This window comes from Cryobacterium adonitolivorans (genome assembly GCF_004402695.1).
Taxonomy (GTDB): Bacteria; Actinomycetota; Actinomycetes; order Actinomycetales; family Microbacteriaceae; genus Cryobacterium; species Cryobacterium adonitolivorans.
The window spans coordinates 161,812-186,798 of record NZ_SOFL01000036.1 but is presented as its reverse complement, the minus strand read 5'-3'; the positions used below and the strand labels follow the sequence as shown (position 1 = coordinate 186,798).

At 68.2% G+C, this 24,987-nt stretch carries 26 protein-coding genes and 1 pseudogene; 14 read left to right on the top strand and 13 right to left on the bottom strand.

From position 1 onward, the window contains the following. The first annotated feature begins 31 nt into the window (after window positions 1-31). Window positions 32-925, top strand: coding sequence for a glycine betaine ABC transporter substrate-binding protein (locus E3O42_RS11705; protein WP_134454094.1), 894 nt, complete (start codon window positions 32-34; stop codon window positions 923-925). A 60-nt stretch (window positions 926-985) separates the two neighbouring features. On the opposite strand, the gene E3O42_RS11700 is transcribed toward E3O42_RS11705, so the two are convergent. From E3O42_RS11700 to E3O42_RS11680, 5 genes are all read right to left on the bottom strand, one after another. Beyond that, entirely contained in the window at window positions 986-1,435 is a 450-nt protein-coding gene (locus E3O42_RS11700; protein ID WP_134454093.1) for a flavodoxin family protein, read from the bottom strand. Window positions 1,436-1,540: 105 nt separating this feature from the next. Beyond that, window positions 1,541-2,302, bottom strand: a complete 762-nt coding sequence (locus E3O42_RS11695) for an alpha/beta hydrolase (protein ID WP_134454092.1) — start codon at window positions 2,300-2,302, stop codon at window positions 1,541-1,543. A gap of 1 nt (window position 2,303) precedes the next feature. Continuing rightward, window positions 2,304-2,912 (bottom strand): energy-coupling factor transporter transmembrane component T family protein, encoded by a 609-nt coding sequence (locus E3O42_RS11690; protein ID WP_134454091.1) that lies wholly within the window; start codon window positions 2,910-2,912, stop codon window positions 2,304-2,306. Window positions 2,913-2,922: 10 nt separating this feature from the next. Beyond that, window positions 2,923-3,615, bottom strand: a complete 693-nt coding sequence (locus E3O42_RS11685) for an energy-coupling factor ABC transporter ATP-binding protein (RefSeq protein ID WP_134454090.1) — start codon at window positions 3,613-3,615, stop codon at window positions 2,923-2,925. Further along, window positions 3,612-4,229: a biotin transporter BioY gene (locus tag E3O42_RS11680; RefSeq protein WP_134454089.1), complete on the bottom strand. Its 618-nt coding sequence runs from the start codon at window positions 4,227-4,229 to the stop codon at window positions 3,612-3,614. Before E3O42_RS11680 ends, E3O42_RS11685 begins: the two co-directional genes overlap by 4 nt. A 208-nt stretch (window positions 4,230-4,437) precedes the next feature. Here E3O42_RS11680 and E3O42_RS11675 point away from each other — a divergent pair, with 208 nt between their 5' ends. Further along, window positions 4,438-4,710, top strand: coding sequence for a GlsB/YeaQ/YmgE family stress response membrane protein (locus E3O42_RS11675; RefSeq protein WP_134454088.1), 273 nt, complete (start codon window positions 4,438-4,440; stop codon window positions 4,708-4,710). 27 nt (window positions 4,711-4,737) lie between these two features. Here the strand turns inward: E3O42_RS11675 and E3O42_RS11670 are convergent. From E3O42_RS11670 to E3O42_RS11655, 4 genes and pseudogenes are all read right to left on the bottom strand, one after another. Continuing rightward, window positions 4,738-6,495, bottom strand: a pseudogene (locus E3O42_RS11670) (glycoside hydrolase family 15 protein); the annotation flags it as partial. Window positions 6,496-6,543: 48 nt separating this feature from the next. After that, the gene (locus E3O42_RS11665) at window positions 6,544-7,008 is read right to left on the bottom strand and encodes a hypothetical protein (RefSeq protein ID WP_134454087.1); all 465 of its coding nucleotides are present in this window, start codon (window positions 7,006-7,008) and stop codon (window positions 6,544-6,546) included. Window positions 7,009-7,113: 105 nt separating this feature from the next. Next, a complete protein-coding gene (locus E3O42_RS11660) occupies window positions 7,114-7,323 on the bottom strand; it encodes a hypothetical protein (RefSeq protein ID WP_134454086.1) in 210 nt (69 codons plus the stop codon). Between the two features lie 95 nt (window positions 7,324-7,418). After that, a complete protein-coding gene (locus tag E3O42_RS11655; RefSeq protein ID WP_134454085.1) occupies window positions 7,419-8,225 on the bottom strand; it encodes a sugar phosphate isomerase/epimerase family protein in 807 nt (268 codons plus the stop codon). Between the two features lie 79 nt (window positions 8,226-8,304). Between E3O42_RS11655 and E3O42_RS11650 the strand changes: the two genes are divergently transcribed. From E3O42_RS11650 to ilvC, 5 genes are all read left to right on the top strand, one after another. After that, the gene (locus E3O42_RS11650; protein WP_134454136.1) at window positions 8,305-10,572 is read left to right on the top strand and encodes a bifunctional alpha,alpha-trehalose-phosphate synthase (UDP-forming)/trehalose-phosphatase; all 2,268 of its coding nucleotides are present in this window, start codon (window positions 8,305-8,307) and stop codon (window positions 10,570-10,572) included. Window positions 10,573-10,635: 63 nt separating this feature from the next. Then, window positions 10,636-12,330, top strand: coding sequence for a dihydroxy-acid dehydratase (ilvD, locus tag E3O42_RS11645; RefSeq protein ID WP_134454084.1), 1,695 nt, complete (start codon window positions 10,636-10,638; stop codon window positions 12,328-12,330). Between the two features lie 37 nt (window positions 12,331-12,367). Continuing rightward, the gene (locus E3O42_RS11640; protein ID WP_134454083.1) at window positions 12,368-14,197 is read left to right on the top strand and encodes an acetolactate synthase large subunit; all 1,830 of its coding nucleotides are present in this window, start codon (window positions 12,368-12,370) and stop codon (window positions 14,195-14,197) included. A 2-nt stretch (window positions 14,198-14,199) separates the two neighbouring features. After that, window positions 14,200-14,709, top strand: coding sequence for an acetolactate synthase small subunit (gene ilvN / locus E3O42_RS11635; RefSeq protein ID WP_088456661.1), 510 nt, complete (start codon window positions 14,200-14,202; stop codon window positions 14,707-14,709). Window positions 14,710-14,780: 71 nt separating this feature from the next. Then, window positions 14,781-15,809: a ketol-acid reductoisomerase gene (gene ilvC / locus E3O42_RS11630; protein ID WP_134454082.1), complete on the top strand. Its 1,029-nt coding sequence runs from the start codon at window positions 14,781-14,783 to the stop codon at window positions 15,807-15,809. Between the two features lie 63 nt (window positions 15,810-15,872). On the opposite strand, the gene E3O42_RS11625 is transcribed toward ilvC, so the two are convergent. Further along, window positions 15,873-16,778: an alpha/beta fold hydrolase gene (locus tag E3O42_RS11625; RefSeq protein WP_134454081.1), complete on the bottom strand. Its 906-nt coding sequence runs from the start codon at window positions 16,776-16,778 to the stop codon at window positions 15,873-15,875. 55 nt (window positions 16,779-16,833) lie between these two features. On the opposite strand from E3O42_RS11625, the gene E3O42_RS11620 reads away from it, so the two are divergent. Further along, window positions 16,834-17,496, top strand: coding sequence for a DUF998 domain-containing protein (locus E3O42_RS11620; RefSeq protein WP_241984802.1), 663 nt, complete (start codon window positions 16,834-16,836; stop codon window positions 17,494-17,496). A 16-nt stretch (window positions 17,497-17,512) separates the two neighbouring features. On the opposite strand, the gene E3O42_RS11615 is transcribed toward E3O42_RS11620, so the two are convergent. After that, entirely contained in the window at window positions 17,513-18,346 is an 834-nt protein-coding gene (locus E3O42_RS11615; RefSeq protein WP_134454079.1) for a class I SAM-dependent methyltransferase, read from the bottom strand. Between the two features lie 93 nt (window positions 18,347-18,439). Here E3O42_RS11615 and E3O42_RS11610 point away from each other — a divergent pair, with 93 nt between their 5' ends. Then, window positions 18,440-18,946, top strand: a complete 507-nt coding sequence (locus E3O42_RS11610) for a DNA polymerase III subunit gamma/tau (RefSeq protein WP_134454078.1) — start codon at window positions 18,440-18,442, stop codon at window positions 18,944-18,946. Further along, window positions 18,946-19,326: a bacitracin resistance protein gene (locus tag E3O42_RS11605; protein ID WP_194092317.1), complete on the top strand. Its 381-nt coding sequence runs from the start codon at window positions 18,946-18,948 to the stop codon at window positions 19,324-19,326. Before E3O42_RS11610 ends, E3O42_RS11605 begins: the two co-directional genes overlap by 1 nt. A 16-nt stretch (window positions 19,327-19,342) precedes the next feature. Here E3O42_RS11605 and E3O42_RS11600 read toward each other — a convergent pair whose 3' ends face one another. After that, on the bottom strand, window positions 19,343-19,744 hold the full coding sequence (locus tag E3O42_RS11600; RefSeq protein WP_134454077.1) for a DoxX family protein: 402 nt from the start codon (window positions 19,742-19,744) through the stop codon (window positions 19,343-19,345). Between the two features lie 97 nt (window positions 19,745-19,841). Between E3O42_RS11600 and serA the strand changes: the two genes are divergently transcribed. Continuing rightward, window positions 19,842-21,434, top strand: coding sequence for a phosphoglycerate dehydrogenase (gene serA / locus E3O42_RS11595; protein ID WP_134454076.1), 1,593 nt, complete (start codon window positions 19,842-19,844; stop codon window positions 21,432-21,434). Window positions 21,435-21,498: 64 nt separating this feature from the next. Here the strand turns inward: serA and E3O42_RS11590 are convergent, their stop codons facing one another. Next, window positions 21,499-21,750, bottom strand: coding sequence for a DUF6458 family protein (locus tag E3O42_RS11590; RefSeq protein WP_066596422.1), 252 nt, complete (start codon window positions 21,748-21,750; stop codon window positions 21,499-21,501). A 172-nt stretch (window positions 21,751-21,922) separates the two neighbouring features. On the opposite strand from E3O42_RS11590, the gene E3O42_RS11585 reads away from it, so the two are divergent. The 3 genes from E3O42_RS11585 to E3O42_RS11575 are packed head-to-tail and all read left to right on the top strand — an operon-like array spanning window position 21,923 to window position 24,924. Beyond that, window positions 21,923-22,993, top strand: coding sequence for a 3-isopropylmalate dehydrogenase (locus E3O42_RS11585; protein WP_134454075.1), 1,071 nt, complete (start codon window positions 21,923-21,925; stop codon window positions 22,991-22,993). 30 nt (window positions 22,994-23,023) lie between these two features. Further along, window positions 23,024-24,145, top strand: coding sequence for a branched-chain amino acid aminotransferase (locus E3O42_RS11580; protein ID WP_134454074.1), 1,122 nt, complete (start codon window positions 23,024-23,026; stop codon window positions 24,143-24,145). After that, complete coding sequence (locus tag E3O42_RS11575; RefSeq protein WP_134454073.1) at window positions 24,142-24,924, top strand: fumarylacetoacetate hydrolase family protein; 783 nt, start codon at window positions 24,142-24,144, stop codon at window positions 24,922-24,924. The genes E3O42_RS11580 and E3O42_RS11575 overlap by 4 nt, the downstream gene beginning before the upstream one ends. Window positions 24,925-24,987 lie beyond the last annotated feature (63 nt).

Below are 24,987 nucleotides of genomic sequence, written 5' to 3'. Positions count from 1 at the left end.
GCCTCCCGCAGGTGACACGAAAGGCAGACACATGAAGAACCGTTCACTCAAGATCCTTTCCATCGGTGCCATCGGCATGCTCACCCTCGCCGGCTGCACCGCCGCCGAAGCCGAGACCGTCGGCGACGGCAACTCGGATAACAAGGACCTCACCATCGCCGTGTTCAACGGCTGGGACGAGGGCATCGCCGCGTCAGAGCTGTGGAAGGCCATCCTCGACGAGAAGGGCTACAACGTCGAACTCGAGTACGCCGACGTGGCTCCCGTCTACGCCGGGCTCTCCACGGGCGACTACGACGTGAACCTCGACGTCTGGCTGCCGAACACACACGCCTCCTACCTCGAGGAGTACGGCGACGACATCACCGAGCTCGCGGCCTGGAACACGGAGGCCAAGAACACCATCGCCGTGAACGCGGATGCCCCGATCGACTCCCTCGCGGAGCTGGCCGAGAACGCCGACCTGTTCGGCAACACCATCGTGGGCATCGAGCCCGGCGCCGGCCTCACCGAGGCCGTCACCAACAACTCGATCCCCACCTACGGCCTCGAGGACATGGACTACCAGACCTCCTCGACCGCGGCGATGCTCACCGAGCTGACCGCGGCAGAGAAGTCCGGCGAGAACATCGCCGTCACCCTGTGGGAGCCGCACTGGGCCTACGGCTCGTTCGACCTGAAGAACCTCGAAGACCCCGAGGGCACCCTCGGCGATGCGGAGACCATCCACGCCTACGGCAAGAAGGATTTCTCCACCGACTTCCCGCAGGCCACCGAGTGGCTCGGCGGCTTCGAGCTCGACCTCGAACGCCTGTACTCGCTCGAGACCGCCATGTTCGTGGACTACGACGGCCAGGACTACGGCCCCATCGTCGCGAAGTGGATCGAAGATAACCAGGAGTACGTGGACTCGCTCACCGCGTAGTCGACTGCCCCACCCTGCGAACGGCCCGTGCTTGTGCACGGGCCGTTTTCGTCTATCCGGTCAGGCGCTCGTGCGCAGTTCGGCGCCGATGAACGCCGCCCACGCCCCGGCCTTGCCGGTCTCGCCCGCGGCCAGCGGGCCCTCGGTTCCGTCGACGACGAAGCCGTGCGGCTTGGCCACGATGGTGGCCCCGGCGGCGTGCAGGGCGTGCGAGATCTTGCCCGCGGCATCCCCGTGGATGAACAGCTTGATGCGGGTATCGAACGCGGCGGCCCGCACGCCGGTGAGGGAGCCCGGCTTGAGGGTGTGCAGGAACCGGCGCATCCGATCGGTCGGCTTCCAGCCGTTGATGGGGCACCCCACCACGAGGACATCCACGCCGTCGAGGCTGGCCTCGGTGATGTCGGTGACGCTGAGGGTGGTTGTTCCCTGGCCCAGCTCGGTAGCGATCACCTCGGCGATGGTACGGGTGCTGCCGTAGTTGGTGTCGTAGACGACGAGTGCGTGCAAGAGTCCTCCTGGGTTGTGGCGACGGTGGCCGACACGAGTCATAGTGGCCCCGGCCCAGGCGGCCGACAAGAGCAGGACGTCCCGCCGGTCACTCAGGCTGCAGAGTCACTCCGACTGCGGAGCGCGCAGCGCCGTGAAGGTGGAGAGCGCCCCGGTGATGGCCTGCTCCGATTGCGCCGGGGTGAGCGTGGCCTCACCGTCGCCGGGCTGGGCGCCGTACGCTCCGAAGGAGGCGTGGTTCGCGCCCTCGATCCGCACGAACGTCGTGTCCGCGGGCAGCAGGTCAGCGGCGTCGTCGATCGTGGCCGGGGTGCTGAGCCCGTCCTCGCTGCCGCTGATGCTCAGCACGGACTGCTCCTCGTCGACGGCCGACGCGCAGTAACTGCCCAACAACACCAGACCCGCGACCTCGTTGTCCTGCGCATACATGCAGGCGCGCACGCCGCCGAGCGAATGGCCGCCGATGAACCAGCTGGCCACATCGGGCGCGGTGGCCGTGAACGTATCCAATGGGCGCTGGTCGAAAAACGCGAGGTTCAGCACCGGTTTGGTGATGACCACTGTCATCCCGGTTGCCGCCACGGTGGGGGACAGTGTGGCCAGGTACGCGTACGGATCGACCTTGGCGCCGGGAATAAAGACCAGGCCGGCCATGGAGCGTTCCGCGGCAGGGGCGATCACCACGGAGACATCCGTGTCGGTCACCGTGACGGCGGGGTTGTCGAACACCGCCTGCGCGGCCGCGCGGTCGGCTGGCATCACGAGCTGGGTCCAGGTGAGGAAGGCCACGATCCCGAGGGCGAGCGCCGTGAGTGCGCTCCAGCCGGCGAATCTGACGCGAGTGCGCAGACGGGTGCGTGCGGTCATGTCAGTCGTCCAATCCGCGTGCGGCGAGGGCCTCTCCGATCGCATCGGCGGCGTACAACGAGCGTACGACGACCGGGACGGCCAGGGCGATGACGGATCCCTGCGCGCCGCGGGCCCGCCGGGCGTCGAGCACCTCCCGCACGATCTCCGCCACCAACGGGATGCAGCGGATGGTCAGGGCTACGAGCAGCCCCACCCTGTCGGCGTCCACCCAGCGCCGGAACGGCCGCAGCAGGAGCTGGAACGCCTCGAGCACCGCGGTGACCGTGGTGGTGAGGGTGAAGAGCGCGGCGAGGGCCACCGCCACCAGCAGTCGGCCGGCCATCAGCCCGGCCGTGGTCCAGCCCGCCGCCGAACCGCCGGCGACCAGAACCTGCACCGGCACGGCGAAGACCAGGATCCACAGGATCGGACCGATCTGCGGCCAGGCCGCCGTGGGAGGGATGCCGGCCAGCGCGTACAGGGCGACCACGGCCCCGAGTTCGATCGCGAGCACCAGCGGGTCGGCCACCAGGCCGACCAGCACCATGGCGACGGCGAGCACGGCCAGCTTGAGCACGGCCGGCGCGCGGTGCAGCAGCGAGGTCCCCGGCCGGTACAGCCCGATCATGCCGGGCCGGTCATGAGAGCCGGCTCAGGTACGCGCTCAGGGCGACGGCGGGCACGTCGTCGGCGACGACCCGGCCCTCGTCGATCACGATCACCCTGTCGAAGCCGTCCAGCACGTCCAGGTCATGGGTCACCACGATCACCTGCTGCGTCAGCGAGACCAGCAGCCCGGTGATCAGGCGGGTGTTGCGGGCATCCAGCAGGGTGGTGGGCTCGTCGGCCACCACGATGCTGGGCCCGGCCACCAGAACCGCGGCCAGGGCCAGCAGCTGTTTCTGGCCGCCGGACAGCCGGTGCGCGGGGCGGTCGGCCAGGGTGGTCAGACCGAAGCGGTCCAGTGCGGCAGCGGTGCGCGCCGCTATCTCAGCGGCGTCCAGGCCCCGCCGCCGCAGTGTGAAGGCCACATCCTCCTGCACCGTGGGCATCACGATCTGGTTGTCGGGGTTGGTGAAGATGAAGCCCACCTCGCGCCGGACGAGTTTGGCCTGCCGGCGCACGTCGAGGCCGTTGACCGTGACGGTGCCGTGGGTCGGGGTGACCAGGCCGTTGATCATGCGCGCCAGTGTGGACTTGCCGCTGCCGTTGGCGCCGACGATGCCGATCCGGCGTTCGGTGAGGTGCAGGTCGATGCCGCGCAGCACCGGCTGGTCGTCGAAGCCGTGCGAGACGCCCTCGAAACGGATGCCGGTCGCGCTCACGCTCACGCCCGGGTGTCGACGGGCAGGGAAACGGGGGCGGCGCGACGCGGTGTGATCAGGCCCGGGTACGCCCGGTGCACCTGCTTGGCGACGAGCACCGTCACGACCACCTTGACCAGGTCGCCGGGTAGGAACTTCGCGCTGTCGACGGCGGCGGCCCACAGCGGCAGGCCCAGGTTGATGGCGGTGACCGGCACCCCGATCAGGTAGACGACCACGATTCCGCCGAGCACGGTGGCGCCCAGCGCGGGCCAGAACGGGTACCGCGGCAGCAGCCAGGCGGTGAGGGCACCGATCACGATGACGCCCAGCAACCACCCGTAGGGGTAGCCGGCTGAGGGGGAGGTGGTGAACCAGACCAGGCCACCGCGCCCACCCGAGAGCAGCGGAAGGCCGGCGGCCGTGAGAGCCAGCAGCAACAAGACGGCCAGGAAGCCCTTGCGCGCGCCGAGGATCGCACCGGCCAGCATCACGCCGAGGGTCTGGAAGGTGATCGGTACGGTGCTGGCGCCCAGCGAAAGCGCGCCGGGGAAGCCGAGGGCGGCGATGAGGGCGGCGAAAATGGCGATCTGCGCGAGGTCGCGCACGCTGAGGCGAGCGGTGAGGGTGGGGGCTGTCATGATCTTCAATCTAGGATTCCCCGGCGGGGCGCCGCAGTGGAATACCTACAAAGAATCGGACCGAACGCTGGTCGCCGGGGCCGGGCTGCGGCGACCGGGCCGGATCCCGGCCGCCACCGGCATGCCTATCCGTCGAACCGGTGCGGCTCTATGATCGTCGCAGCCGGCCGGCACATTCACCGGGGTCGGGACACGGAAGGCAGTTCTCATGGGTTTCTTCGGTTTTCTCCTGCTCGGCCTGCTGGCCGGTGCCCTAGCCAAGCTGATCCTGCCCGGAACGCAGGGTGGCGGCTGGTTCGTGACCCTGTTGCTCGGAGTGGTCGGCGCGTTGCTGGGCGGTTGGTTGGCCGGCCTGATCTTCGGTGTCGACATGGGGTCCTTCTTCGACCTGCGCACCTGGGTGATCGCCATTCTCGGGTCGATCGTCGTGCTGCTCATCTACGGCGCGGTCACCCGGAACCGCGGGAGCAAATCGACGTGATCCGACCCGTCGGTCCTCGGCCACGACGATGGCGTCGGCCGCGCGCACCAGGGCCAGGTGGGTGAGCGCCTGAGGGGTGTTCCCGGCGTGATGCCCCGTTGTCACGTCGTATTCCTCGGAGAGCAGTCCGACGTCGTTGGAGAGGCCGACCAGCCGGGTCATCAGCGCCAGCGCATCGTCGACGCGGCCGGACGCCGCGTACTGTTCGACCAGCCAGAACGAGCACGCCAGGAACGGATGCTCGCCGGCGTCGAGGCCGTCGAGTTCCGGATGCGTCGTGTAGCGCAGCACGAGGCCGTCTCGCAGCAGATCGGCCTCGATGGCGCGCACGGTGCCGAGCATGCGCGCATCCGTGGCGTCGCAGAAGCCCACCTGGGAGAGCACGAGGAGTGACGCGTCGACCCCTTCGCCGTCGAAATACTGCGTGTAGCAGCCGCGTGCCGCGTTGTAGCCGCGCTCCTCGATCTCGCTCCGCACCTGATCGCGGATGCGCCGCCAGCGGTCAACCGGTCCGGGCAGGCCGTACTCGGTCACGCCCCGCACCGCCCTGTCGAAGGCGGCCCACACCATCACCCGGGAGTGAGTGAATTCCCGCGCGGGTCCGCGCATCTCCCAGATGCCCTGATCGGGCCGACGCCAGTTCGCTTCGAGGTAGGTCATCAGTGACAGCTGCAGCGGCCAGGAAAACTCGGTTTCGTCCACCCCAGCGCCGCGGGCTTCATGCAGGGCGATCATCACGCCGCCGACAGCGTCGGACTGGAACTGGCTGACGGCGCCGTTACCCACCCGCACAGGCGCAGACCCGCGATAGCCGGGCAGGCTGTTCAGTTCACGCTCGAGCAGGTAGCGTTCGCCGGCCAGGCCGTACATGATCTGCAGGTCGTTGGGGTCCCCGGCGATCGCCCGCAACAGCCAGCCCCGCCAGGCTTCGGCTTCGGCCTCGTAGCCGTGGGAGAGCAGCACCTCGAGGGTGAGCGACGCATCGCGGAGCCATACGTATCGGTAGTCCCAGTTGCGGGCGCCGCCGATGAGTTCGGGAAGCGAGGTGGTGGCCGCCGCGACGATGCCGCCGGTCGTCTCGTGGGTGAGGGCGCGCAGCACCAGCAGCGAACGCACGACGGCGGCGCGGAATGGTCCGTCATGGGTGCAGCTGTCCGCCCAGGCGGCCCACCAGGCCAAGGTTTCGCTATAGACCTGCGGAATGTTCAGGGCCTGCGGAAAAGGTAGGTGCGAGGGGTACCAGGTGAGTTGGATGGAGACACTATCGGCCGCCGCAACAGTAAAGCGGGCCTCGTGCCGGTGGTCGGAGGCGTGCAGAGCGGGCCCGCGCAGCACGACGGCGTCGGGGCCGGCGACAGCGATGAGTCCGGGGGAATGCTCGTGGCGAAGCTGCCGCACCCAGGGCACTGTGGCTCCGTAGCCGAACCGCAAGCGCAGGTCCTGCATCATCTCGACGTGTCCGCTGAGTCCGCGCACGGTGCGCACGACGTCGGCGCGGCCGTCGCCGTGAGGCATGAAATCGACCACTTCCACGGTCCCGGTCGTCGTCGTCCAGACCGTGGAGAGGATGAAGCTCTCACCCAGGTAGGACCGGGTGCACGTGGCCGTCGGGTTGGCGGGAGCCAGCAGCCAGCGGCCCTGCTCTTCGGAGCCTAGGAGGGCGCCGAACATGGACGCGGAGTCATAACGGGGCAGACACAGCCAGTCGATGCTGCCGTCGCGGCCCACCAGAGCTGCGGAATGGCAGTCGCTGATCAGTGCATAGTCCTCGATGTGCAGCGCCATTCAGACATCCTCACACAGCGACGCGTGCAGAGTTGTGCTTGGAGCCGACTAAGCGACGAGGCGACTGACCGTGGCCGATCCGGTGCGGGCGCCGGACGCCGGTTCGGCCCACACCGAAATTGGCGCCGGGTTCCAGGGCAAAGCGGTCGGTTCCGCACCCGAGGACACGAGGAGGGCGCCGGTTCTGACGGCCGTGATGCCGTCAACGGGGGTGTCGGTGCGCGGCTCCGCGATGTTCCGGGGCGCTGCCGGGGTGTCGGTGCGCAGGCGCATCGTCTCAGTGGCCAGGAGCTCTGTGAGCGCGTCGGCGATCTGGTGGGCCTTGAGCCCGTGGAAGATCACGTCAGTGTCATCGGCCTGGCGGGGGACCAGAGTCCAGGCTCCGTCGGCGCCGACGAGATCCGCCAGCGCGGAGTGAAGGTGTTCGAAGACCTCGGCGCGGCTGAGCTCTGCCGGAGCGGGAGCAACCGGGGCCTGGATGACGGGTGCGGTGCGACGTCGACGACCGAACATCGTGAGCCCCTTTCTACTAACTACGCGAGAAGACCAGTTTCGCCTTCTCTACCCCGAAATCACGGGGGACACGCCGCAGAACGGGGACTGGCGGGGGGATGCCCGCTAATTAACTCTCGCTGCCGTGGCGCCCGGCACGGATTTCTCGTCGGCATCCTTCACGACGTTGCCGACGGCGACCGCGACACTCAGTCCCCAGCCGATCCACGTGAGCACGAGGCGCCAGTCCCGTGGACCGTTCCGGGTGGCCTGCAGAATGTGCCAGCCGCCGACCACGACGCTGATCATTGCGGTGTTGAACAAGAACTTTCGCATGTGTTCCTCCTGGTTACACGCTAGCGGGGATAGCGTCGATCAACCCCGCGAGCTGTGAGAAAAGCCCCAAAAACCTCCGGGGTTTGGTGCTTTTCTCACGGCTCGCGGGGGTGGGGACGGGTGTGATTGCGGGCGAAGGCGAGGGTTTCGGTGAGCATGGCCAGGCGCTCAGCCTCGGTGCGGGCGGTGCGGGTGTTCACCTCGGCCACGATGGTGCCGTCCCAGTTCACGGCGGCGAGGTTGTGCAGCACCTCGGCCACCGGCTCGGTGCCGTGGCCGGGCAGCAGGTGTTCGTCGAAGACCCGGCCCTCCTCGAGGGAGCCTGAACCGTCGCAGAGGTGCACGTGGCGCAGCCGCTCACCCAGCGCCGTGGCCATGGCCAGGCTGTCCTGACCGCTCAGCGCGCAGTGGGAGAAGTCGAGGGTCACCGCAGCGCAGTCCATCACCGTGGTGTCCCAGCCTGGGGAGTACGCCTTGACTCCGCGCCCGCCGATCTTCCACGGGAACATGTTCTCCACGGCGATCTGGAGTCCGGTGCTTGCGCCCAACTCGCGCACGATATCGAGAAAGTCCTCCGCATAGCCGGCCTGCCAGCGAAACGGCGGATGCACCACTACCGTCGATGCGCCGACCTGCCCGGCGAGCTCAGCGGACCTCTCCAGCTTCACCCGGGGGTCCCGGCCCCAGACGAAATGAGTGAGCAACAGCACCGGGGCGTGGATGGAGAAGATCGGCAGGCCGTACCGCTCGGACAGGGCCGACAGTACCGCCGCGTCCTGGGAGGCCTCGTCGCGGGTGACCATGATCTCGACGCCGTCGTACCCGGCCTGTCTCGCCAACCTGAACGAGTCCTCCAACGACAGCGGGTAGACGCAGGTGGAGCTCATGCCGATGCGAATCACGGCGTCAGCATAGTCTTCGCTGGTAACCTCGGGGTGCAGCCAGGTGCACCGCAGAGGCGGGCGCCGGAACGGACGAGTCATCGAAACCGCACCAGATACCACCGCACCCGACACCACCGGAGAGGTCGGCGCAGAGCCCGGTCCCGATTCTGTCGCGCCCGGTCATTTCGACCTGGTCGTGGTCTCCAACCGGCTTCCGGTCGACTACGAACTCGACGAGGACGGCACCGAAAGCTGGCGCACCTCGCCCGGCGGACTGGTCACCGCGCTCGAACCGATGATGCGCGCCTCCGACGGCGCGTGGGTGGGCTGGCCGGGCGTTGCCGACCGCGAATTCGAACCTTTTGAGAACGACGGCATCTCGATCGTGCCCGTGCGGTTGAGCACCGAGGACCTCGAGCTCTACTACGAGGGATTCTCCAACGACACCCTGTGGCCGCTGTACCACGACGTGATCGCCTCGCCCAGCTACCACCGTGAATGGTGGGAGGCCTACGTGCAGGTCAACCGACGCTTCGCGACCGCGGCTGCAGCATCGGCAGCGCCCGGTGCCACGGTCTGGGTGCACGACTACCAGCTGCAGCTGGTGCCGCGGATGCTGCGCGACGCCCGCCCCGACCTCGTGATCGGCTTCTTCAATCACATCCCGTTCCCGCCCTATGGGATCTTCGCCCAGTTGCCCTGGCGCAAGCAGATCCTCGACGGCCTGCTCGGCGCCGACCTGATCGGCTTCCAGCGTCTCGCGGATGCGGGCAACTTCTCCCGCGCCGTGCGTCGCCTGTTCGGTTACTCCACCCGCGGCGTGGCCGTTGACGTGCCCAGCCAGAACGGCCAGCACCGCCGGGTGATCGCCAAGCACTTCCCGATCTCGATCGACGCCGAAGCTTACGAAGAGATGGCCAAGCGGCCCGAGATCCAGGAACGCGCCCGCCAGATCCGCGAGGACCTCGGCAATCCCAAGACGATCATGCTCGGCGTGGACCGCCTGGACTACACCAAGGGCATCGGCCACCGCATCAAGGCCTTCGGCGAACTCCTCGCCGACGGCACGCTCAGCGTTGAAGACGTCACCCTGGTGCAGGTCGCCAGCCCGTCCCGTGAGCGGGTCGCCACCTACATGCAGCTGCGCGACGAGATCGAACTCGCCGTCGGCCGCGTCAACGGCGACTACTCCACCATCAGCCACACCGCCATCAGCTACCACCACCACGGCTACCCGCGGGAGGAAATGGTGGCGCTCTACCTGGCCGCCGACGTGATGCTTGTGACGGCACTCCGCGACGGCATGAACCTCGTCGCCAAGGAGTACGTGGCGGTGCGCTACGACGGCGACGGCGTGCTCGTGCTCAGCGAATTCGCCGGCGCCGCCGACGAGCTCAAGCAAGCCGTGCTGATCAACCCGCACGACATCGACGGCATGAAGGCCTCGATCATGAAGGCCATGACCATGCCCAAGCGCGAACGCACCCGGCGGATGCGGGCGCTGCGCCGCAAGGTCTTCGACAACGACGTGGCCACCTGGTCCGCCGCGTTCCTGCAGACCCTCACCGGCGGGGCCGCCGTGCCCAGCGGTGTGCCGGAGAACCTCGTGTCTGCGCTGAAGGACATCAGCTCGGCCGACACCATCCTGGTGGCACTCGACTTCGACGGCACCTTGGCGCCGCACGTCGACGAACCCGAAGAGGCCCGCGCCGTCGACGGCACCCGTGACGTGGTGCAGCGACTGCTCGACCTGCCGGGCGTTCGTGTCGCGTTCGTGTCAGGGCGGGCCCTGGTGAGCCTGAAGCACGTGGCCGAACCGCAGAGCGAGGTGCTGCTCACCGGGTCGCATGGCATCGAGGTGCAGCTGGACGACAACGGCATCGAATTGGGTCTGGTACCCGCAGAACTCGAGCAGCTCGACACCCTTGCCCGGGTGCTCGAGCGAATCTCCGGGCCGGTGTTCGGCACGTGGCTCGAGCAGAAGCCGGCCGGCCTGGCCTTGCACACCCGCCTGGCCACCGCCCAGGACGGCCAGGCCGTGCAGCGTGAAGCCCGCAACCAGCTGGCCGAGCTGCTGCCGGCGCTGACCGTGCGCGAGGGTAAGAACGTGCTCGAGTTCTCGGTGCGTTCCAGCACCAAGGGCGACGCCCTCGAACGCCTGCGGGTGCACACCGGCGCTGACAGGGTGCTCTACGCCGGCGACGATGTCACCGACGAGGACGCCTTCACGGTGCTGGGCGAGAGCGACCTCGGACTCAAGATCGGACCGGGCGCGACCCTGGCCGGCTACCGGGTGCGGGGCCCGAAGGAGGTCACCCAGGTGCTGGCGCTCCTGGCCGACTTCCGCGGCGCAAGCCAGGCGTAACCAGCAGGTCCCGTGCGTCACGGGCGTGCCAACCGGCCGCCCGCGACGTTCTAGACTCTGTGCATGCCTGAGTTCGATATGAAGCCCCGTAGCCGCGACGTCACCGATGGCATCGAGGCCACCACTTCCCGCGGCATGCTCCGCGCGGTGGGAATGGGCGACGCGGACTGGGACAAGCCCCAGATCGGCATCGCCAGCTCGTGGAACGAGATCACCCCGTGCAACCTGTCCCTGGACCGCCTCGCGCAGGCGTCTAAGGAGGGCGTGCACTCCGGTGGCGGCTACCCGCTGCAGTTCGGCACCATCTCGGTCTCCGACGGCATCTCGATGGGCCACGAGGGTATGCACTTCTCGCTGGTCTCCCGTGAGGTCATCGCTGACTCCGTCGAGGTCGTCATGCAGGCCGAACGCCTCGACGGCTCCGTGCTGCTGGCCGGCTGCGACAAGTCGCTGCCCGGGATGCTCATGGCCGCCGCCCGACTGGACCTCGCCAGTGTCTTCCTCTACGCCGGGTCCATCGCACCCGGCTGGGTGAAGCTGTCCGACGGCACCGAAAAAGACATCACCATCATCGACTCGTTCGAGGCCGTCGGCGCGGTTAAGGCCGGCCGCATGAGCGTCGAAGACGCCAAGCGCATCGAGTGCGCCTTCGCACCCGGCGAGGGTGCCTGCGGTGGAATGTACACCGCCAACACCATGGCCAGCGTGGCCGAGGCCCTCGGCATGAGCCTGCCCGGCTCCGCCTCGCCCGCCTCCGCCGACCGTCGCCGCGACTACTACGCACACCGCTCAGGCGAGGCCGTCGTCAACTTGCTGCGCCTGGGCATCACCGCCCGCGACATCCTCACCAAGAAGGCGTTCGAGAACGCCATCGCCGTGGCCATGGCCTTCGGCGGCTCCACCAACGTGGTGCTGCACCTGCTCGCCATCGCCCAGGAGGCCGAGGTCGAACTCACCCTCGACGACTTCAACCGCATCGGCGACAAGGTGCCGCACATCGGCGACCTCAAGCCGTTCGGACAGTACGTCATGAACGACGTCGACCGTCACGGCGGCGTGCCCGTCGTGATGCGCGCGCTGCTCGAGGCCGGCCTCATCCACGGCGACGCCCTCACCGTAACCGGCAAGACCGTGGCCGAGAACCTCGCCGAGATCGACCCACCCGAGCTCGACGGCAAGGTCCTGCGCACCCTGGACAACCCGATCCACGCCTCAGGTGGCATCACCATCCTCAAGGGCTCCATCGCCCCCGAGGGCGCCGTCGTCAAGACCGCCGGCTTCGACAGCGACATCTTCGAGGGTCCCGCCCGGGTCTTCGAGCGCGAGCGCGCGGCCATGGACGCCCTCACCGCGGGGGAGATCCTCACGGGCGACGTCGTCGTCATCCGCTACGAGGGCCCCAAGGGCGGCCCCGGCATGCGCGAGATGCTCTCGATCACCGCGGCCATCAAGGGCGCGGGGCTCGGAGCCGATGTACTACTATTGACTGATGGTCGATTCTCAGGCGGCACAACCGGACTGTGTATCGGCCATATAGCACCCGAAGCGGTGGACGCAGGTCCGATCGCCTTCGTGCGCGATGGTGATCTGATACGGGTCGATATCGCAGCTCGCACGCTTGACCTACTGGTCGACCCAGCCGAGCTGGCCGCCCGCCGAGAAGGCTGGGCTCCACTTCCTCCCCGATACACCCGTGGCGTCCTCGCCAAGTACTCCAAGCTCGTGCAGTCCGCGGCCCTGGGTGCGACCACGGGCTAATCGACACCATCCGTCACCGACTTAGGGATTTGCTCTCATGACCACGGAACCTTCGCCCGTGCCATTCGCCCCGACTCCCGGCGCGCCGTCCGCTACGGCGGCCGACACTGCGTCAGGAACGCCTGAAATCCTCACCGGCTCCGGCGCGATCCTGCGCACGCTCAAGCTGCTCGGCGTCACCGACGTCTTCGGGCTGCCCGGCGGCGCCGTCATCCCGCTCTACGACGAGCTGATGAACCAGGACGACATCCGCCACATCCTGGTGCGCCACGAACAGGGCGCCGGCCACGCCGCAGAGGGCTACGCGTCCTCGAGCAACCGGGTCGGGGTGGCCATCGCCACCTCCGGTCCCGGCGCGACCAACCTGGTCACGGCCATCGCCGACGCCTACATGGACTCGGTGCCGCTGCTGGCGATCACCGGCCAGGTGTTCTCGACGCTGATGGGCACTGATGCCTTCCAGGAGGCCGACATCGTCGGCATCACCATGCCGATCACCAAGCACTCCTTCCTGGTGAAGCGGCCCGAAGACATTCCCGCGGCCATTGCCTCGGCGTTCCTGATCTGCAACACCGGGCGCCCCGGCCCGGTGCTGGTGGACATCACCAAGGACGCCCAGCAGATGAAGGCACCGTTCATCTGGCCGCCCAAGCTCGACCTGCCCGGCTACCGGCCGATCACCAAGGCGCACGGCAAGCAGGTGCAGGCCGCGGCGGCGCTGCTCGCCGGCGCCAGCAAGCCCGTCTTCTACGTCGGCGGCGGCGTCATCCGCGCCAAGGCGTCCCCCGAACTGCTCGAGCTGGCCGAACTGACCGGCACGCCCATCGTCACCACGCTGATGGCCCGCGGCGCGTTCCCGGACTCCCACCAGCAGCACCTGGGAATGCCCGGCATGCACGGCACCGTCGCTGCCGTGCTGGCGCTGCAGGAATCCGACCTCATCATCGCGCTCGGCGCCCGCTTCGACGACAGGGTCACCGGCAAGGCGTCCGAGTTCGCGCCGAACGCGACCATCGTGCACGTGGATGTGGACCCGGCCGAGATCGGCAAGATCCGCGCCGCCGACGTGCCCATCGTGGGCGACGCCAAGGACGTGATCGCCGATCTCGCCGTGGCCTACCGCGAGGCGATCACCACGACGACCCCCGACATCACCGAGTGGTGGACCTACCTCAACGGCCTGCGTGAGAAGTTCCCGCTGGGCTACAGCGAACCGGCCGACGGCCTGCTCGCCCCGCAGTACGTGATCAAGCGCATTGGCGAGCTCACCGGGCCGGAGGGCGTCTACGCCGCGGGCGTCGGCCAGCACCAGATGTGGGCCGCGCAGTTCATCAAGTACGAGCGCCCGAACTCCTGGCTCAACTCCGGCGGCGCCGGCACCATGGGCTACTCCGTGCCCGCGGCCATGGGCGCCAAGGTCGCCGAACCCGACCGGGTGGTCTGGTCCATCGACGGTGACGGCTGCTTCCAGATGACCAACCAGGAACTGGCCACCTGCACGATCAACAACATCCCGATCAAGGTGGCGATCATCAACAACTCGTCGCTCGGCATGGTGCGCCAGTGGCAGTCGCTGTTCTACGACGGCCGGCATTCCTTCACCGACCTCAACACCGGTCACGGCACCGCGATGGTGCCCGACTTCGTGAAGATGGCCGACGCCTACGGCGCCCTGGGCATCCGCGTCACCAGCGCCGACCAGGTCGACGACGCGATCAAGCTCGCGCTGGCCACCAACGACCGCCCGGTCGTGATCGACTTCATCGTCAGCCGCGACGCCATGGTGTGGCCGATGGTGCCGCAGGGTGTCAGCAACAGCTTTGTGCAGTACGCCAAGGACCACGCCCCCACCTGGGAAGAGGAGTAACCATGAGTACCCACGTTCTCAGCCTCCTCGTCGAGGACAAGCCCGGCCTGCTGACCCGCGTCGCGGGCCTGTTCGCCCGGCGCGGCTTCAACATCGAGAGCCTCGCCGTCGGCCACAGCGAGATCCCCGGACTGTCGCGTATCACGATCCTCGTCGACGTCGAAGACGCCCCGCTGGAGCAGGTGACCAAGCAGCTCAACAAGCTGATCAACGTCATCAAGATCGTCGAGCTCGACCCGAGCCAGTCGGTCCAGCGCGAGCACCTGCTCGTCAAGGTACGGGCGGACAACACCACCCGCTCCCAGGTCCTCGAGGCGGTCACCCTGTTCCGTGCCCGCGTCGTCGACGTGTCCACGGACGCCGTCGTCATCGAGGTGACCGGCGACTCCGGCAAGACCCAGGCGTTCCTGCGGGTGCTCGAGCCCTACGGCATCAAGGAGATCGCCCAATCGGGCCTCCTCGCCATTGGTCGGGGATCCAAGTCGATCACAGAACGTGTCTTCAAAAACTAACTCACCGGGTCTCGAGGTCTCGACAAGCTCGACCCTCGACCCACGTCTCAACAAACAAGGAGAACACCACATTGTCTGAAATCTTCTACGACAAAGACGCCGACCTGTCCCTGATCCAGGGCAAGAAGGTCGCCGTCATCGGCTATGGCTCGCAGGGCCACGCCCACGCGCAGAACCTGCGCGACTCCGGCGTCGAGGTCGTCATCGGACTCAAGGAGGGCTCGAAGTCTCGCGCCAAGGCCGAAGAGGTCGGCTTCACCGTCAAGAGCGCCGCCGAGGCATCCGCCTGGGCCGACGTCATCGTGGTCCTCGCGCCCGACCAGGTGCAGCGTCACCTGTACAAGGACGACATCCTCCCCAATCTCGCTGACGGCAAAGCCCTGGTCTTCGGCCACGGCTTCAACATCCGCTTCGGCTACATCGAGGCGCCCGCGGGCGTCGACGTGGTCATGGTCGCGCCCAAAGGCCCTGGTCACACCGTGCGCCGCGAATTCGAAGCCGGCCGTGGTGTTCCCGTCATCGTCGCCGTCGAGAAGGATGCCTCTGGCAACGCCTGGCCGCTGACCCTCAGTTACGCCAAGGCGATCGGTGGCCTGCGCGCCGCCGGCATCAAGACCACCTTCACCGAAGAGACCGAGACCGACCTGTTCGGCGAGCAGGCCGTTCTCTGCGGTGGCGCATCGCAGCTGATCCAGTACGGCTTCGAGGTTCTCACCGAGGCCGGCTACCAGCCGCAGGTCGCCTACTTCGAGGTGCTGCACGAGCTCAAGCTCATCGTGGACCTGATGTGGGAGGGCGGCATTGCCAAACAGCGTTGGAGCGTCTCCGACACCGCCGAGTACGGCGACTACGTCTCCGGCCCGCGCGTCATCGACCCGAGCGTCAAGGAGAACATGAAGGCCGTTCTCGCCGACATCCAGAACGGTGCGTTCGCCGAGCGTTTCATCAACGACCAGGACGCCGGAGCTCCCGAGTTCCTCGCCCTGCGCAAGAAGGGCGAAGAGCACCCGATCGAGGCCACCGGCCGCGAGCTGCGCAAGCTGTTCGCCTGGAACGCCTCGAACGACGACGACTACGTCGACGGCGAAGCCGCCCGCTAACGCGTGCCCGTTTCACCGAAGGGGCCAGTCGTCTCGACTGGCCCCTTCGGTGTGCCGGAACCGTCAGCCGGCGAGCCGGCGACGGATATAGCCGGCGACCGGCTCCGGCGTGAAGTAGGCGACATGGCCGGCACCGGCGATCCGGTCCGGCTCGCCCGGATCGTCGCTGCCGGGTCTTCGTCGCAGTCGGGTCAACTCCTGGGCGATCTCCCGGAATGCCGGCGCGGAGTCGGCGCCGAACACGAACCGGATGTCGGCGTCCGAGGCGGCCAGGGCTTCCCCTGGGATGCTCTCCCCGGTGCGCGGCAGGTCGTCGCGGAGAAAGTTCTCGGCCAGGGCGGCACCGCGTTCGGTGTACCACTCGAGCCCCGTTGGTGCGTCAAGCAGGCCGGGGGCCGCCTCTGTCGCCACCCGGGTCATGGCTCCGGTCCAGTCCTGCGGGTGGCTGACCAGGTGCTTGCGCGCGGCATCGGTCCCGCGGGTGAGCAGCGCGCTCCCGGCTTCCGTGAGCCGGAAATACCCCGGCTCGTAGACGAGGACCTGGCGAACGAGTGACGGATGCAGCAATGCGAGCTGTAGCGCCACGATGCCGCCGGCGCTGGCGCCGAAGACCGCGGCGGGCACGAGTCCCAGCCTGTGTAGCAGGGTGGCGGCATCGTCGGCGTGACGGGCCGAATCGCACGGCCAGCCGTTTCGGCCGCTTCGCCGGGTGCCGCGGGGATCGTAGGTGACCACGGTGAATCTGGTGACGGCGGCCAGCCGCTCGGCGATTGGGCGGAACATCTCGGCGTCGTCGCTGGCGGCGCCGATGATGAGCAGTGCCCGACCCGGCGGTGACGCAGCCGTGCGCACCTCGGCGTACAGCCGGCAGCCGCCCACGTCGAAGACACCCACGACGGGCGCCTCGCTGCCCGGAATCGCGAAGGGATTGCCGGGGGATTGATTGCCGGGGTACTCATCGGGAGCCATGGCACGACACTACGGTCCGGCCCCTCGGCCCGATAGGCTTCCCCGGGTGAACGCTATGACTGCCGGGGCCGCCCGAGGGCGGGCCGCATTCCGTTCGACCGGGGTGCTGGCGACCGTGGCGCTGGTGGGCGCGGTGCTCTACGTGCTGGTCGATGTGGTGCTGCAACTGCTGCCGCCGCACTACAGCGTGATCTCGGAGGCGGAGAGCAACCTCGCCGTGGGTCCATACGGCTGGATCATGAACCTGAACTTCCTGGCCAGGGGAGTGGTGACGCTCTGCCTGGTCGCTGCACTCGCCTCGTTCGGACCGCGATCCCGGTTACGCCAGGCCGGCCTGGCCCTGATGCTGGCCGCCGGGGTGTGCTCGGCGGCGCTGGCGTTCCTGCCCACCGACATCCCACCCGCCGACGCGCCCGGGCTCGCCCCGACCACCGCTCTGGGCACCGCGCATTTGTTCGTCGCGGCCGCAGGTTTCCTCGCCGCGCTGGTCGCCTTCGGCCTGTTGACGGCGTGGCTGCGCGGCAGCGAGCTGCCGAGTGCCTATCCGGCCGCCGCCGTGCTCACCGGCGTCGCCGCCGTCGGGCTGGTGGCGTTGGGCGTCACCGCAGCCGTCGCCCCCGGCCTGCTCGGACTCGCCGAGCGGGTCTGCCTGGCCGGGGTGCTGGGCTGGGTCATCGCCGTGAGCATCGCCGTGGCCCGGGCCGTGCGGCGCCGCTGACTCGCAGCCTCACCCGTCAGCCGAGCGGCTTGACCGCCTGGATCGTGTAGCTGAGCGGCGCGACCCCGGCACGCTCATCCAGCGCGAACTCGCCGCCGGGGCGCTCGACCATCTGGCCGGGCAGGGCCTCCCACGGCACACTGTCGTGTTCGACGAGCATCGTCAGGGTGAGGCCTGCGTCCAGGAGCGCCGTCACGATCTCGCCGATCCCATGGTTCCACTCGTAGGTCTTCGTGCTGGTGATCGGCCGGTCCGTCGCGACGTAGCTGGAATCGGCGTCCCACTCCAGCGGCTCCTGCTGCTCGAAGTAGGGGAAGCGCAGGTGCAGGTCGTCGGCGAGTCGCTCGTCCATGGTCCACAGGATCGGGTGGCCTTCACGGATGAAGAGGCGCCCGCCCGGCGCCAGCAGCCCGGCGACGACGGCCGCCCACCGGTCGATGCTGGGCAGCCAGCACAGGGCGCCGATGCCCGTGTAGACCAGGTCGAATTCGGCTTGGGGAAGAACGCTGAGGGCCGAGTACACATCGGACTCGACGAACTCGACGGCGTCCCCGGTTTCGGCAACCAGGGCGCGGGCCTCGGCGAGAGCCACCGGGGAGAAGTCCAGCCCGGTGACCCGGGCGCCGAGCCGGGCCAGCGAAAGTGTGTCGGTTCCAATGTGGCACTGCAGGTGCACGGTCTTCACGCCGGCGATATCGCCCAGCCGCTCGCGGTCGAAGCGCACGACATCCGACAACAGGGTGGAATCGTCGACGTACCGTTGCACGCCATAGCCGAGCCCGGTGCGCACCGCGTGGGCCGCGGCCCGATCGTTCCAGTTCGCGCGGTTGGTGTCGAGATAGTGCTGCATGGTCAACCTGTTTTCGCCCGGGGTCGAACGAGCCCACCAGACTACCCCCTGCTGTGCCTCAGAGGTGCCCTGGGCTCTCGGTAGGCTGAACACATGACTTCTTCTCGGGATGACGATGCGCTCGGCTGGGCCGGCGACGACGACCCCACGCTCGTGTCCGGCAGCACGACCACGCCAGAGCCCGCGGATGCGCCTGCTGAACGCTCGGGCGGCGGCACCGGTCTAGCGGAGCCGGGAAGCGACCTCCCCGAGGGCTGGGCCGTGACCGGTTCACCCGGCGGCTACGTCGATGGCCCCGTGGGTCGGGCACCCCTGTCGTCGTCGGCCCTCGTCGGCCTGGGCGTCCTCGGCGGCGTCTACCTGCTGTACACAATCGGCTGGTTCATCGGGGCCGGGCGCATCGAGAACCCGTTGAACGACCCGCTGGCCCAGTTCATGTTCTCGCTGGGCACGTGGCTGGCCGTGGCCGCCCCGCTCGTGTGGTTCGCCTCCTCGTACTGGCTCACCCGCGGCACGCCGCGCCTGCGCTGGACCTGGCTCATCCTGGGTGTCGTGCTGTTGGCGCCCCTGCCCTTCATCGCCGGAACCGGGGGACTCTGATGAGCGCCGACAAGACTGACAACACCGACACGTCTGGCACGACCGACACGCCCCGCACCCACCGCACCCCGGCGTGGCTCTCCGCTACCATCGCCATCCTGTTCGGGCTGTTCTATGCGTACAGCGCGTGGTCCGGCCTTGGTAACCTGATCGGCCTCAACAACGCCGCCCAGGGGCTCGACACCACCCTGAGCGGCTTCGGCTGGGGCGTGCTGTTGACGGGCGCCCTCGCCCCGATCGTGGTTTTCGGGGTCGCGTTCTGGCTCGGCCGCCGCCGGGAAGCCGGTCCGCAGGCGCTGCTGATGCTGGCCGGGCTGACCCTGGTCTCGGCAATCTCCCTCGACATCTTTGTCTTCGGCCTCGGCAGCCTGATCGTCTAGGGATCCCCAGGCGGGCTCAGCCGGCCAGGCCGGCCACGAGCACCAGGCCGATCAGCGCCAGCTGGCCGAGCAGCCGCGGAACCAGCGGAATCGCGACCGCGCCGAACCGGTCCTTGTGCCGCGCCGCGTAGGCGTTGGCGGGGAACACTGCCACGAGAAACACGGCCAGGGCGACTCCGGACGTAACACGGGTGGATTCGATAAGCAGCCCGATGCCGCCCGCGATCTCGCACAGGCCGGTGAAGATCACGAGGTTCATCGGTGCCAGCAGACCCTGCACACGCAGTCGTGGCGGGATCATGGCGGCCATCGTGCGCTGAACAGGGGGCGCGAAATGGCTGATCCCGGCGCCGACGAACACCACCGCCAGGACGATCCTCAGCACGGTTAGGACGTTGGTCGCTGCCTCGGGGCTCATTGGTCCATTCTGGTGCCAGTAAGGTGTTGTGGTATCTGGCGCCCCACCGTCGAGGCGCGAGCTTCCATCGCCTAACGCTTTCTAAGGATCTGTTTTCGTGTCGAAGCCCGTCGTATTAATCGCCGAAGAACTCTCGCCCGCCACAGTCGATGCCCTGGGCCCCGACTTTGACGTTGTCAACGTAGACGGCACCGACCGTGCCGCACTGCTCTCTGCGCTGGCTTCCGCCGACGCCATCCTGGTCCGCTCCGCGACCAAGGTCGACGCCGAGGCGCTGGCCGCAGCGCCGAACCTGAAGGTCATCGCCCGCGCCGGTGTCGGCCTCGACAACGTCGACATCAAGGCCGCAACCGCGGCCGGTGTCATGGTCGTCAACGCCCCCACCTCCAACATCATCTCCGCCGCCGAACTCACCGTCGGCCACATCCTCAGCCTGGCCCGCCACATCCCGCCGGCGCACGGCGCCCTCGCGCAGGGCCAGTGGAAGCGCTCCAAGTACACCGGCATCGAGCTGTACGAAAAGACCGTCGGCATCATCGGCCTCGGCCGCATCGGCGCCCTGGTGGCCGCCCGCCTGCAGGCCTTCGGCGTGAACATCATCGCCTTCGACCCGTACATCACCTCGGCCCGCGCGCAGCAGCTGGGCGTGCACCCGGTGACCCTGGACGAGCTGCTCGAGCAGTCCGACTTCGTCACCATCCACATGCCGAAGACGCCGGAGACCACTGGCATGATCAGCGCCCCCCAGCTAGGGCTCATGAAGCCGACCGCCTACGTCGTCAACGTCGCCCGTGGCGGACTCATCGACGAAGCCGACCTGTACACGGCCCTGGTTGACGGCACCATCGCCGGCGCCGGCCTGGACGTGTTCGTCAACGAGCCGCCGACAGGTTCGCCGCTGCTCGGCCTCGACAACCTGATCAGCACCCCGCACCTCGGCGCGTCCACGGACGAGGCCCAGGAGAAGGCCGGCGTCTCGGTCGCCAAGTCGGTGCGCCTCGCGCTGTCGGGCGAACTCGTGCCCGACGCCGTGAACGTCGCCGGCGGAATCATCGACCCGACGGTGCGCCCCGGCATCCCGCTCGTCGAGAAGCTCGGCCAGGTATTCTCCGGACTCGCCGCCCACAGCCCGCTCACCAGCGTCGACGTTGAGGTGCGTGGCGAGATCGTCGAGTTCGACGTCTCGGTGCTCAAGCTCGCGGCCCTCAAGGGCATCTTCACCAACGTGGTCAGCGAAACCGTCTCCTACGTCAACGCGCCCCTGCTCGCCGAGCAGCGCGGTGTCGCGGTGCGCCTGATCACCGAAACCGAATCGCCCGAGTACCGCAACCTGATCACCCTGCGCGGCGCCCTCGCCGATGGTTCGCAGGTGTCGGTGTCCGGCACCCTGGTGGGCACCAAGCAGATCGAGAAGATCGTCGAAGTCAACGGCTACGACGTGGAGGTGCCTTTCGCCGAGCACCTCATCGTCATGCTGTACACCGACCGTCCCGGCATCGTCGCGGTCTACGGCCGCGAGTTCGGCGACGCCGAAATCAACATCGCCGGCATGCAGATCGCGCGCCACGAGGCCGGCGGCCGGGCGCTCAGCGTACTGACCGTCGACTCACCGGTGCCGGCAGCCCTGCTCGCCTCGCTCCGCGTGGCGATCACGGCCGACGTGATGGTCGCCATCGACATCACCGAGTAACCAGCCAGACGCACAAAAAAGCCCCGGATGCGAATCCGGGGCTTTCTTGTTGGTGGAGCGAGGTTTACACGTCGTCGATCGAGCGCTCCTGCTGCACGGTGCGCTCTCCGCTGACCGGGTCGACGGCGCTGCGGGTGGTGCTGATGCTGCTGCGGCGGCGGGTGAGCAACACCAGGCCGAGCACGAAGATGAGGGCGCCGGCCCCCATCAGGATGTAGCCGACGAGGTCGAGGTCGACCCAGTCGACCTGGATGTTCAGCGCCCACACGAGGATGGCGCCGACGACGAAGAGGAAGATTCCCAATCCGATACTCATAGGTGACTGCTTTCTAATGGGGTGGCCCATGCGCGTCGGCGACGCGCACGGTCAGGATTCTCAAGCATAGACAGCGGAATGCGCACAGTAGGGTTGATTTGCAGGGTATCTCCAAGCCAATATCGCGCCAATATCGCCAGCCCACCGGCTGCCTCACCGTAATCGGAGCCGCATGTCCCGCTCAGTCAAGCTCGCAGTCATCGCCGGAGACGGCATCGGCCCGGAGGTCGTCGCCGAAGCGCTGAAGGTGCTCGACGCCGTGACCGCGCCCGAGCCCGTCGACTTCGAGCTCACGCATTTCTCGCTCGGTGCCACCCGGTTCCTCGAGACCGGCGACGTGCTCACCGACGAGGACCTGGCCGCGATCAGCGCCCACGACGCCATCCTGCTCGGCGCCGTCGGCGGTGTGCCCGGCGACCCGCGCCTGAAGAACGCCAACATCGAGCGCGGGCTGCTGCTCAAACTGCGCTTCTCCCTCGACCACTATGTGAACCTGCGCCCGAGCGTTCTCTTTCCCGGCGTGCCCAGCCCGCTCGGCGCCCCCGGCGAGGTCGACTTCGTCGTGGTGCGCGAAGGCACAGAGGGCCCCTACGTCGGCAACGGCGGCACCATCCGTCAGGGCACCCCGCAGGAGGTGGCCAACGAGGTCTCGGTCAATACGGCGTTCGGCGTGGAGCGGGTCGTGCGCTACGCATTCGAAGCGGCCGAGAACCGCCCGCGCAAGCGCCTCACCCTGGTGCACAAGACCAACGTTCTCGTCTTCTCTGGCGGCCTGTGGCAGCGCATCGTCACTGAGGTCGCCGCCGAATACCCGGACGTGACCGTCGATTACCTGCACGTGGATGCGGCAACGATTTTTCTCGTCACGAATCCGAGTAGATTTGACGTCATCGTCACGGACAACCTCTTCGGCGACATTCTCACTGACCTGGCAGCGGCAATCAGCGGCGGCATCGGCCTGGCGGCATCCGGAAATATCAATCCGGAAGGTCGCTTCCCCAGCATGTTCGAACCCGTTCACGGTTCGGCACCCGACATCGCGGGCCGGCAGCTGGCCGATCCCACGGCGGCTATCCTCTCTGTCGCGCTCCTCTTGAACCACCTCGGTCTTGCGGATGCGTCGGCCAGGGTGAGCGCGGCCGTCACGGCCGACATCATCGCCCGCAGCGTCGCCGCGGAGCCACGATCCACCGGCGCCGTCGGCGATGCGATCGTGACCCGCCTGACCGACACTCCCGCCTAACCGCACTCCCGCCTACGACAAGGGACTCCCATGAGCCAGCAGACCACCACCTTCCCGCTCGAGTTCGAGCTCACGCCGTCCCAGACGGCCCGCAGCAGCGCCGAGCGTGAGACGATCCTCGCCGATCCCGGCTTCGGCAAGCACTTCACCGACCACATGGTCACCATCGACTGGACCGTCGAGAAGGGCTGGCACGACGCCCGGGTCACGCCTTACGGACCGCTGCTGCTCGACCCCGCCTCCTCGGTATTGCACTACGGCCAGGAGATCTTCGAGGGCATGAAGGCGTACCGCCACGCCGACGGCTCCATCTGGACGTTCCGGCCCGAGAAGAACGCCGAACGCCTGCAGAGCTCGGCCCGCCGGTTGGCGCTGCCCGAACTCGCGGTGGCCGACTTCATCGAATCGGTCAAGCAGATGATCGCCGTCGACGGCTCCTGGGTGCCCGACGCACCGGAGACCAGCCTGTACCTGCGCCCGTTCATGATCGCCAACGAGAGCTTCCTCGGCGTGCGGGCCGCGCACAAGGTGGGTTACTACGTGATCGCCAGCCCCGCCGGTGCCTACTTCACCGACGGCGTCGCCCCGGTGAAGATCTGGCTGTCCACCGAGTACTCCCGCGCCGGTCGCGGCGGCACCGGTGCCGCCAAGTGCGGTGGCAACTACGCGGCCTCCCTGCTGCCGCAGCAGGAGGCCTACGACAACGGCTGCGCCCAGGTACTCTTCCTCGATGGCGAGACCGGCACCCACATCGACGAGCTCGGCGGAATGAACGTGTTCTTCGTGCACGGCACCGGCACCCTCGTCACCCCCCGGCTCACCGGCACCATCCTCGAGGGTGTCACCCGCGACAGCATCATCCAGCTCGCCCGCGACCGCGGCATGACCGTGATCGAGCGCGACGTAACGGTGGACGAGTGGCGCGACGGCGTGGCATCCGGTGAGATCACCGAGGTGTTCGCCTGCGGCACCGCCGCTGTGGTCACCCCGATCGCCCAGCTCAAGGGCACCGGTTTCACCATCGGCGACGCCGACTCGCCCGCCGGCGAGATCACCATGGCGCTCCGCCAGGAGCTCACCGACATCCAGTACGGCCGTCTGCCAGACCGTCACAGCTGGTTGATGCGCCTGGGCGCCGGGGTGACCGCGTGAAGATCGCCCGGTTCAGCCACGCCGGAACCATCGCATTCGGCATCATCGACGACGACGAACTCGTCGTCCTTACCGGCGACCCGATGTTCGCCGGCTACAACCCCACCGGCGCGCGCCTGCCCCTGGTGGATGTGGCGCTGCTCGCGCCGGTGATTCCCCGCTCCAAGGTCGTGGGCCTGGCCGGTGCCTACTTCGCGGATGCCGCGGAGAAGGCCGCGGCGCTGGCCGCGCCGGGGGAGCCCGCCGAGCCACGGTTCTTCCTCAAGCCCAACACCACCGTCGTGGGACCGAACGACCCCATCGTGCTGCCCGCGGCATCCCACGACGTGCGCGTCGAGGGTGAGCTGGCCATCGTGATCGGCCGGGTCGCCAAGAACCTCAGCGTCGCCGACGCACCCGGGGCCATCTTCGGCTACACGATCGCGAACGACGTCACCGCGGTCGACGTGGGCGAGGGCGACGGCCACGGCGCCCGGGCCAAGGGCTTCGACTCCTTTTGCCCGCTCGGCCCGGTCATCGACACCGAGTTCGATCCGGCGGATGGCCGCGTTCTCGGCCGGGTCAACGACACCGAGTTCCAGAGCGGGGAGGTGTCGCTGCTGGCGTTCTCGATGGCGGAGATCGTCTCGTTCCTCTCGCACTCGTTCACCCTGCTGCCCGGCGACGTGATCCTCACCGGCTCATCCAGCGCCGCCCGGCAGGTGTCCGACGGCGACACCGCGAGCATCGAGATCCCGGGCCTCGGCGTGCTCACCAACCCCGTCCGCCGCGCGGCCTAGGCTCTTCTTCGAACCGCGAACAACCTGACCACCGACTGTTCCCCAAGCGGGCAATTGTGCCCG

Excerpts from the sequence above, each read along its gene's own strand:
- E3O42_RS11705 (WP_134454094.1), top strand. The coding sequence starts at position 32 with ATGAAGAACCGTTCACTCAAGATCCTTTCCATCGGTGCCATCGGCATG.
- E3O42_RS11695 (WP_134454092.1), bottom strand. The coding sequence starts at position 2,302 with ATGACCGCACGCACCCGTCTGCGCACTCGCGTCAGATTCGCCGGCTGG.
- E3O42_RS11690 (WP_134454091.1), bottom strand. The coding sequence starts at position 2,912 with ATGATCGGGCTGTACCGGCCGGGGACCTCGCTGCTGCACCGCGCGCCG.
- E3O42_RS11680 (WP_134454089.1), bottom strand. The coding sequence starts at position 4,229 with ATGACAGCCCCCACCCTCACCGCTCGCCTCAGCGTGCGCGACCTCGCG.
- E3O42_RS11675 (WP_134454088.1), top strand. The coding sequence starts at position 4,438 with ATGGGTTTCTTCGGTTTTCTCCTGCTCGGCCTGCTGGCCGGTGCCCTA.
- E3O42_RS11665 (WP_134454087.1), bottom strand. The coding sequence starts at position 7,008 with ATGTTCGGTCGTCGACGTCGCACCGCACCCGTCATCCAGGCCCCGGTT.
- E3O42_RS11660 (WP_134454086.1), bottom strand. The coding sequence starts at position 7,323 with ATGCGAAAGTTCTTGTTCAACACCGCAATGATCAGCGTCGTGGTCGGC.
- ilvD (WP_134454084.1), top strand. The coding sequence starts at position 10,636 with ATGCCTGAGTTCGATATGAAGCCCCGTAGCCGCGACGTCACCGATGGC.
- E3O42_RS11640 (WP_134454083.1), top strand. The coding sequence starts at position 12,368 with ATGACCACGGAACCTTCGCCCGTGCCATTCGCCCCGACTCCCGGCGCG.
- ilvN (WP_088456661.1), top strand. The coding sequence starts at position 14,200 with ATGAGTACCCACGTTCTCAGCCTCCTCGTCGAGGACAAGCCCGGCCTG.
- E3O42_RS11625 (WP_134454081.1), bottom strand. The coding sequence starts at position 16,778 with ATGGCTCCCGATGAGTACCCCGGCAATCAATCCCCCGGCAATCCCTTC.
- E3O42_RS11620 (WP_241984802.1), top strand. The coding sequence starts at position 16,834 with ATGACTGCCGGGGCCGCCCGAGGGCGGGCCGCATTCCGTTCGACCGGG.
- E3O42_RS11615 (WP_134454079.1), bottom strand. The coding sequence starts at position 18,346 with ATGCAGCACTATCTCGACACCAACCGCGCGAACTGGAACGATCGGGCC.
- E3O42_RS11610 (WP_134454078.1), top strand. The coding sequence starts at position 18,440 with ATGACTTCTTCTCGGGATGACGATGCGCTCGGCTGGGCCGGCGACGAC.
- E3O42_RS11605 (WP_194092317.1), top strand. The coding sequence starts at position 18,946 with ATGAGCGCCGACAAGACTGACAACACCGACACGTCTGGCACGACCGAC.
- E3O42_RS11600 (WP_134454077.1), bottom strand. The coding sequence starts at position 19,744 with ATGAGCCCCGAGGCAGCGACCAACGTCCTAACCGTGCTGAGGATCGTC.
- E3O42_RS11590 (WP_066596422.1), bottom strand. The coding sequence starts at position 21,750 with ATGAGTATCGGATTGGGAATCTTCCTCTTCGTCGTCGGCGCCATCCTC.
- E3O42_RS11585 (WP_134454075.1), top strand. The coding sequence starts at position 21,923 with ATGTCCCGCTCAGTCAAGCTCGCAGTCATCGCCGGAGACGGCATCGGC.
- E3O42_RS11580 (WP_134454074.1), top strand. The coding sequence starts at position 23,024 with ATGAGCCAGCAGACCACCACCTTCCCGCTCGAGTTCGAGCTCACGCCG.